This window comes from Thermovirga sp. (assembly GCF_017656375.1).
Taxonomy (GTDB): Bacteria; Synergistota; Synergistia; order Synergistales; family Thermovirgaceae; genus Thermovirga.
The window spans coordinates 48,022-56,694 of the sequence record NZ_JACDOB010000009.1; the positions used below are offsets into that span (position 1 = coordinate 48,022).

Here is an 8,673-nt window from a genome sequence, read left to right on the forward strand (position 1 = left end):
TCATAAGCCTCTAGTGGCCCTTCTATTTTATTCCTTTTAATTTATTACCCTATATCTGATTGATTCTACCATCCGAAGGGAAAGTTGTTAATGGTTAAAAAGGCCTGCCATAACGGCAGGCCCACATAAATTTTTTATTGATATTAGCTGATGGCCAGAGAACCCTCTAACCTACCTGCTCTCCAACTGGAACTTGATTGCGGTACGCTCTTCACCGTCGATATCAATCTTCGCAAAAGCAGGTATACATATCAAGTCTATGCCATTAGGAGCCACATACCCCCTCGCAATCGCAATAGACTTCACCGACTGATTTACAGCACCAGCACCAACAGCCTGAACCTCTACTGCACCCTTCTCACGCAGCACTGCTGCAATCGCTCCTGCGACGGACTTGGGTTGAGAGTTTGCAGAGACCTTGAGAACTTCCATGTTTTTTCGCCCTCCTCTTAATATTCCAACAAGATTCATGCTAGGTTTTTTCTATGTTAATACCGCTAAAAGCACAATTAAGTATACCTTGATTTTATATAGTAACGCAAGTTCAGAAAATTTAGCAAAACATATTTCTCTCAAACTCACACCGGCAGCCAGTGCGCAAATTCTTCTACTTTAAGCTTCTTCAATACTTCAATATTGGGGATACCATTCTCTCCCCAACCGCGGAAATTATAATACTCTTCTAGCTGACTTTCCAGATCTGGTAGCAATCCTTCAGATCCTCCACTATCCCTGGGCTCCTTAAGAATTCTTTCAGGTAAGATGTCATCTTTTCTCGTCATACCAACCCCAACATTGAAGACTTTCTTCATGGTATATATCCTTTCGCCAGCCTCTAGAAAATCATCCTTAGAGAGGCGGAAACTTGTAACATACTCAAGCCACTCGCACATGGTTGAAATATCCACGCCTAAAAGAACCGCAAATTTGCAAATTTTTAATGAGTCCAGTACGGAGCAGAGATTCTGGAATTTAGCAGTCATTATTCCCTTTCCCTTATCTGCCTTTCTGTCCACTGTCTGGGGATATCCAAGCTCTGGAAATACAGCAGATCTCTCCCATGGATAAGAATAGCTGTTGAGGTGGCATGCCCCACGCACTGAAGTAGCATATCCAGAAGCAAGGCTCTTAAAACATCTAGGATCATGTGCCGGAAGCTCCAACCCCTTGACATGAATGGCAAAGTGTTCCGATCCCTTTCCTATTTTCTCAGAAGCCTTCCTAGCGCCTTGTCCTAACACCTCACCTATGCCTTCTTTGAAAGCGATCATGCGAATAAGCCTCAAAAGAGCCTGCCCATCTCCCCAATTAAGTGTTCCCTGAAGATCGAAATCCTTTAAAATTCCTCTTTCATAAAGTTCCATCGCAAAGGCAATAACTGATCCTGTAGATATAGTATCCAATCCATACCTGTTGCACAGGGCATTAGCTTCGGCTATTACATTCAGGTCATCCACCATGCAGTTGCTTCCCAACATTGCCACTGTCTCATATTCAGGGCCTCCACAAATATCTCCATTAAGGTTGACGACCCTTCCACACCTTATAGGGCACGCCATACATCCATAATTTCCGGCTAAAATTGTTTCAGCCATATGCTGCCCTGTAATTGAAGACACCTTCTCCTTGAAGGAGCCCAAACTCCAATTCTTGACAGGCAGGTCCCCTAGCTCCTCAGCCAATGCTGTACCCCCAGCTGTCCCATACAGGCTCAAGCCATAACCCCTGTCTTTTAGGATACTAGCTTTTTCTTTGATGGTGGCTATTAATTTGTCTCTGTCAAAAACTTCTACAGTTTTCTCCCCACCAACTACAAGGGCTTTCAGCTTTTTGGAACCCATTACAGCTCCAGCCCCACCTCTGCCTGCGGCCCTTGCGTCAGGCCCATCGTGGAAAATACCAGCTAGTGGAACCATGTTTTCCCCGGCAGGCCCTATGCAGGAAACCCCTATAGTTTTTCCGTATAGGTTCTTCAAAAACGCTTCTGTCTCTACAGTATCCAATCCCCACAACGGATTTGCATCGTTGAAAGAGATAGAACCGTTGAAAATAGATACATATACAGGTTCCTTCGATTTGCCTATTATAATGACCCCATCAAATCCTGCTCTCTTGAGGTGGAATCCAAAGGTGCCTCCTGCATCGGATTCTAAAAAAACGCCTGTCAATGGGGACCTAGTCACTACTTGATGTCTGCCCGATGTGGGTATGCCCGTACCCTGGTAAGGCCCAACCATGTAAATAAGAGGGTTTTCCGGGCTAAGAGCCTCTGTTTTGGGAGTGCAATATTTCAGCAAAAAGTAGCTCCCCATACCAGAACCGCCTATGAATTTTCTTGCGAATTCTTCCTCGTAATTTATTACCCTAACAGCCCTACTAGTAAGGTCTACCAAGGCTACCTTTCCATTGTATCCGTACACAACGGGCTCCTCCTTTATATTGATTATATTGATTTTTATTTATAAAAGTTGCTATCTACCTCTTCCTTTGCACTCCGCAGGATGTGGTCCAACAAATCTGCCCTGCTAACCATCCCTACAAAGATTCCATCAGAAAGGATCGGAGCCCTCTTTAGATTGGATTTCATCATCATCATAGCCACTTGAAAATCACTGTCATTTTCATCGAAGGCTATAACTTTCTTTACCATATATTTCTCTACAGGGTCATTACTTATCTTCAAAAGCCTTTTGCCAAATTGGCCAAAATCCGGCAAAAACGAAGGGTCTTTCAAAAAATCAAAATATCCTGGTAAAGCAGCCCTTATAATGTCTTTCTCGCTTATGAAGCCAACCAGATGTCCTTCCTGATCTGCTACGGGCAACCCGGAAACTCTATGAGTAGAAAGAACCTCCACGGCCTCGGCTATAGTTGTATCAGGAAACAAAGCTGTTAAATCCCTATCCATTAACTCGCCTATACGCATGGACTCGCCCCCAAAAACAATATTGAATATAAAATATTATAACGAAGAGACAGGAACAGGAAGCAAACGCAAAAAAACTCTTTTTGGACTTCCTTCTCCCGTTGACTCCTCCTTCAACTCTTTCATTTTAGCACTCCATGCATGAGCCTCATTCTCATAATCAAAACCAACACTTAAGGCATCTTTCGCCCCTCTTAAGCTTATAACTAAAAGGGGCTTTGAATTATTGTACCCATCTGGCAAAAGTTCTACTCTTTCTATATCCTTTCCCCTGTAAATCTTGAAATCTTCTCCAAAATTCTCTCTTATAGCGAAAGCCCCCCTAGATTGATCCAACAAAATTACAGCTCCTTTATCGTTTACTATATCACCTACACTTGGAATAAAATCATTCAGAAGGTAAAAGAAACTCGATTGAAGAGAGCCTGTCCCATCGTCATGCCTAGGGAAAAGAGTCTTCTCATTTTGTCTGTCCACTACAAACCAATCTTTTATACTACCTGGCAAATCAGGTACCCCAAACACCACACTTCTTGCTCCCCTTCTTACGTACCCCCCCAACTCAGGCAGAAAACCTTCTATCTTGCCGTAATGCAACTTTCCATCTCTATCAAGGAATATATAAGAGCTGTTTTTGTCATCATCCCCTAAAATCACACCATCTGGAGGTACATCAAAAACCTTTTTAGGCATGAAATCCTTCAAGGAAATATGCCTATCATGGATTGGAAACACCCCCATGAAAGTTCTATTTTCTTCCTGTACGATCCTAGCCATTCTCACGTAGCGAGTCATCTCAAAAGGGGTATTATAAAGGCCCAATTTCTTGCTCAGATATTTCTTAGCTTTGTTTTTCAATCTTTTATGATCTATGAAAGCATAAATGACAAATACTACGAAAAATAACAGCGCAAACAGCAAAAAACGGAATATACCCACGCTAAATCCCCCTTCAATTTATTTAATATGGTTTTTAGGCTATACTTTTAGTATACTTTAAAAAGGTTAACAAAAAAAGCTACGCGTGGAGAGGGAATTTAAATGCAAAAACCTTGGCAAAAACTACTCCTAGAAAAAGCTGAAAAAAAAGATGACTATTTTCTGGTGTCGTGGAAATTATGTAGACAAATTGCTGTAAAAGAAGGCATCCTATCTCGCGATGTGGAAAGGTGGGCCTGCCAAAACGGCCTTTGTCCATCAAGATACGAACGATCCATTGGGACTCTAGGGCTAGAGGGGCAAGCTAGATTGCTTAAATCATGCGCTTTCGTGGCAGGATGCGGAGGGCTAGGTGGCCTTATTGTGGAACTACTGGCCAGAGCTGGTGTTGGCAAAATAATTTTAACAGATGGCGACAAATTCGATGACAACAACCTAAATAGGCAACTTCTTTGTGCAGAAGAACACTTAGGTGCCTTTAAGGCCGAAGTTGCCCAAAAAAGGATAAAAGCAATAAACGGAGCGGTCGAGACCAAATGCCACTTGACGCGCATTTCGGAGGAAAATGCCTTAGCCCTACTTGAAGACGCAGATATAGCAATAGATGCATTAGACAATATGAGCGCAAGAAAAGCCCTTTTAAATGCCTGCAGGCAAAAGAACATACCAATGGTACATGGAGCTATAGGAGGTTTTTGGGGGCAGGCAATGCTTATTACTCCTAAGGACACTGCTCCATGGGAATTAATGGAATCAGAAACAGAGAAGGGCGTAGAGGTAAAAACTGGCAATCCGCCCTTTACTCCAGCATTTATTGCAGCCATAGAAGCAGCGGAGGCAATAAAATACCTTGCTGGCATTGAGCCCCCCCTTGGAGATCTTCTTTTTTGTGACCTTAAAATCTATGATTTTCAAAAAATAAAAACTTCAAACTAGGCATTTAGTGCCTAAACTGTAGTTTATAGGAAAAATCATTAGCAGCGTCTTTAAGAAGCTGGATCCACAAGGGAACTTTTTCCATGTTTTCGTCAGTCCTAGGGGCATTCATGGCAAGACAAGCAAACACCTTTCCATCTTTACCGAATACGGGAACCGATACGCCCATCACCCCTAAGCTGAAAGTTTGGTCCTCCACACAGTATCCATTTACCCTTATTGCCTCATAATCTTTGAGCAATTCTTCTTTGTCCACTATCGTGTATGGGGTCCGCTTTTCCAAGTTGGCTTCCGATAAAATTTTCTCAATGGTCTGAGGATCCTGATATGCCGCTAACAATCTACCTGTAGACCCTCCATTAATAGGGAGGCCTTGCCCTATAAAATCATTAAATTCGTACAAGGCTCCTGGCCTGGTTCTCTTACATATGACTACTGGCCTGTCCCCTTCCCAGATAGCCAAATAAACTGTCTCATTTATGACCTGCAATAAGTGATCCAATATGGGGCCAGCAATTTCTTCGTAGCCGATATATTTGTTGTATACCCTCCCTAACCTAAGACATATGGGACCTAGATGGTATTTCTTAGTCGAAGGATTTTGCACTACAAAACTCTCCTTGCGCAGCTCCACAAGAATTTTATAAAGGCCACTTTTAGCAAGCAACAATTCCTCCGAAAGCTCCGTGAGAGAATATTCAAATGGAGGTTCTGCAAGGGTTTTCATTATTTTCAATGCTTTTTCCAAACTAGACATTGATTTGCCTCCTTAGGAGTTAAGTTTATCTATTAGAATAAACTCTCCGGTGTCTTTTTGCAACATGTTATTATTACAACAAATAACATATTACGCATGTTTTTCTTTTTATTTGGTAGAATACAATAATAGCTTCAGTATCGAGGCATTCTAAGGAATGGAGGATGATGTTCTAAGATGAAAAACTCTTCACGAAAAGCCAACAATTTCTTGGAGCAGATAATAATTGACGACCTTGAATCCGGAAAGGTAGACAAAATTATAACCCGATTCCCTCCGGAACCCAATGGGTATCTCCATATAGGCCACGCAAAGTCCATATGCATCAACTTTGGACTTGCAGAAAAGTTTGGTGGAGAGTGTAACCTGAGATTTGATGACACAAACCCAACAAAAGAAGAGCAAGAATATGTAGATGCAATCATAAGGGACGTAGAGTGGTTAGGCTTTAAATGGGCAAAGTTGTGTTTTGCCTCCGATTATTTCGACCAGTTCTATGAATGGGCCATAGAGTTAATAAAGGCTGGCAAAGCATACGTAGACCATCAATCGCCCGAGGAGATTCGCCGTACAAGAGGTACCTTAACAGAACCAGGTATAGAATCTCCCTACAGGAATAGATCTGTAGAGGAAAACCTAATGCTCTTTGAAAAAATGAGAAAAGGCGAATTTCAAGAGGGAGAGTGTGTACTGAGAGCAAAAATAGACATGTCGCACCCCAATCTTAACATGCGTGACCCCGTAATGTACCGTATTTTGAAGAAAAAACACCACAGGACAAAAGACAAGTGGTGCATTTATCCAATGTACGACTTCGCCCATGGATATGAGGATGCCATAGAAGGCGTAACACACTCTATATGTACCTTGGAATTTCAAGACCACAGGCCTCTTTATGACTGGTTTTTAGACAATGTCAGCGTTCCCCACAGGCCAAGGCAATATGAATTTGCGCGATTGAATCTTTCATACACCGTAATGAGTAAACGAAAACTTTTAGAGTTGGTGGAAAAAGGTTATGTAAATGGATGGGATGACCCCCGAATGCCAACTCTAAGTGGCCTTAGGAGAAGGGGCTTCACTCCTTCATCCATAAGGAAGTTTTGTGAAGAAATAGGAGTATCAAAAACTAACAGCCTAGTAGATATAGAATTTCTTTACCATTGCATAAGAGAAGAACTAAACAAAACTACAAATAGGGTAATGGCCGTACTCAATCCCCTGAAAGTAGTAATAGAAAATTACCCTGATAACTTAGTGGAAGAGATTGATGCCTTAAACAACCCGGAGGACCCCAATTCTGAATGGAGGAAGGTCCCTTTCTGTAAAGAAATATATATAGAAAAAGAAGATTTTATGGAAGATCCTCCCAAAAAGTACTTCCGCCTCGCCCCAGGCAGAGAGGTTAGATTAAAACATGCATATTTCATAACATGCAAAGAAGTAATCAAAGACGAAAATGGAGAAGTGGTGGAATTGCGGTGTACCTACGACCCTGCATCAAGAGGTGGAGAATCTCCAGATGGAAGAAAAGTTAAAGGAACCATTCACTGGGTATCGGCAAGGCACGCACAAAAAGCTGAAGTCCGTTTATATGACAATCTATTCACTCTACGCAACATGGACGAAATGGAAGAAGGAAAGGACTATAAAGATTACATAAACCCCAACTCCCTAAAAGTGATTACAAATGCACTCATTGAGCCAACGTTGAAAGACTTAAAACCTCTTCAGCGCTTCCAGTTCCTGCGCCATGGATACTTCTGTGTAGATTACGACTCTACCCCTGAACGGCCTGTCTTTAATCGCATAGTTTCATTAAAGGATTCCTGGGCAAAAATAGCAGGAAAAAAATAATATATAATAAGACCACCTCAGGCGATAAAGCTTCAGCTTTATCGCCTTCCCTCTTAAATACTGACGTCACAGAGCAATCACCTACTACTCAGCATATCTAAATATCCACAAGGCTCTTTTCTCTTTTTATATGGCTGAAACATCCATGGAATGAACTTCTCCCATGTCATCCTGAAACTCAACAATAACACGATCAGATGAATCTTTATACATGGTAAGAAAATGCTTACACTTAGTCTCAATTGAGTAATGCCCCGTCCTACTAGAAAAACATCCCTCAACTGGCTCATGACACAAAGGGCACTCAAAATTACAGCAGCTATCCGCTATATCATCCAAAGATACTGGAACTTCTTCACCCAAATCATCTATAAAAAGAACCATGTTTTCAGATTTCACGAATCTATCGAAATGATCGCAACCTCTATCCAGCCCCTCAATCTCTGAATATCTGGTAATAGCACCACATATGGGACATTCTACTCTCCAAAACTTCAACATCTTCACCACCCCCTCTACCTTATTATTAGTTTACCACTTTATCCAAAAATAAATCAACGGAACAATTTAGGTTTCTAGAATTGACGAAATATAAAAAACAGTTTATCCTACAGTCTAACCATATTAATGAGTATAGCAGGTGAAAAAATGGCTTATGTAACCAGAAATACCAACCCTTGTCCTTGCCCTACCGTCATGCCTGGAAGATGCATCTTCCGGGGAGGGTTGGTTTTGTCTTGAGCCAGATTGTCTAAATCCAGGTGCAGGACAAATGCCGCCGGTCTCGGAAGACCGGCGGCATTTTTTATTTTTTTAAAAAAAGAGGAGGGATGAAGATGCCAGAAAAAGAAACCACCGTAACTATCATCGGAGCGGGCATAATAGGAGGAGCCATAGCAGAAGCGCTAGCCCCCCACTTCAAGGTTATAGCGACAAGAAGAAAGATCCATAAGCTGAACGGCCTTGAGGAAAAAGGGGTTGAGGTCTCGCAAAACAACAAGGAAGCAGCACAAAAAGGGGACATAATAATTTTATCTGTGAAACCATCCCAAGTTATCAGCGTATTAAAGGAAATCAAAGAGGAGGCAAGGGGAAAGGTCATCATCTCCTTTGCCGCAGCTATACCTACAGAACTAATGAAGAAAGTGGCATCGGATAGCAAGATAGTAAGAGCCATGACCAATACCGCCGTCAAAGTGAGAAAAGGGTACACCCTCTACACCCATTCCGACGAGCTAGAGGAGAGAGAAGTCGCCCT

At 42.0% G+C, this 8,673-nt stretch carries 9 protein-coding genes; 3 read left to right on the top strand and 6 right to left on the bottom strand.

The window, feature by feature from the left end; translation table 11 throughout:
* Positions 1–171: 171 nt before the first annotated feature.
* The 4 genes from H0Z23_RS04610 to H0Z23_RS04625 form a co-directional block, all read right to left on the bottom strand.
* Positions 172–432: a stage V sporulation protein S gene (locus tag H0Z23_RS04610; RefSeq protein ID WP_296867799.1), complete on the bottom strand. Its 261-nt coding sequence runs from the start codon at positions 430–432 to the stop codon at positions 172–174.
* A 146-nt stretch (positions 433–578) separates the two neighbouring features.
* Entirely contained in the window at positions 579–2,420 is a 1,842-nt protein-coding gene (locus tag H0Z23_RS04615) for an aldehyde ferredoxin oxidoreductase family protein (protein WP_296867800.1), read from the bottom strand.
* 35 nt (positions 2,421–2,455) lie between these two features.
* Complete coding sequence (locus H0Z23_RS04620; protein ID WP_296867801.1) at positions 2,456–2,926, bottom strand: CBS domain-containing protein; 471 nt, start codon at positions 2,924–2,926, stop codon at positions 2,456–2,458.
* 36 nt (positions 2,927–2,962) lie between these two features.
* Positions 2,963–3,865, bottom strand: coding sequence for a hypothetical protein (locus H0Z23_RS04625; protein ID WP_296867802.1), 903 nt, complete (start codon positions 3,863–3,865; stop codon positions 2,963–2,965).
* 102 nt (positions 3,866–3,967) lie between these two features.
* Between H0Z23_RS04625 and H0Z23_RS04630 the strand changes: the two genes are divergently transcribed.
* A complete protein-coding gene (locus tag H0Z23_RS04630; RefSeq protein WP_296867803.1) occupies positions 3,968–4,801 on the top strand; it encodes a HesA/MoeB/ThiF family protein in 834 nt (277 codons plus the stop codon).
* A gap of 4 nt (positions 4,802–4,805) precedes the next feature.
* On the opposite strand, the gene H0Z23_RS04635 is transcribed toward H0Z23_RS04630, so the two are convergent.
* Positions 4,806–5,558, bottom strand: coding sequence for an IclR family transcriptional regulator (locus H0Z23_RS04635; RefSeq protein WP_296867804.1), 753 nt, complete (start codon positions 5,556–5,558; stop codon positions 4,806–4,808).
* Between the two features lie 177 nt (positions 5,559–5,735).
* On the opposite strand from H0Z23_RS04635, the gene H0Z23_RS04640 reads away from it, so the two are divergent.
* On the top strand, positions 5,736–7,415 hold the full coding sequence (locus H0Z23_RS04640; RefSeq protein WP_296867805.1) for a glutamine--tRNA ligase/YqeY domain fusion protein: 1,680 nt from the start codon (positions 5,736–5,738) through the stop codon (positions 7,413–7,415).
* A gap of 126 nt (positions 7,416–7,541) precedes the next feature.
* On the opposite strand, the gene H0Z23_RS04645 is transcribed toward H0Z23_RS04640, so the two are convergent.
* Positions 7,542–7,916, bottom strand: coding sequence for a hypothetical protein (locus H0Z23_RS04645; RefSeq protein ID WP_296867806.1), 375 nt, complete (start codon positions 7,914–7,916; stop codon positions 7,542–7,544).
* A 335-nt stretch (positions 7,917–8,251) separates the two neighbouring features.
* Between H0Z23_RS04645 and H0Z23_RS04650 the strand changes: the two genes are divergently transcribed.
* A partial coding sequence (locus H0Z23_RS04650; protein WP_296867807.1) for an NAD(P)-binding domain-containing protein occupies positions 8,252–8,673 on the top strand: 422 nt, incomplete at its 3' end.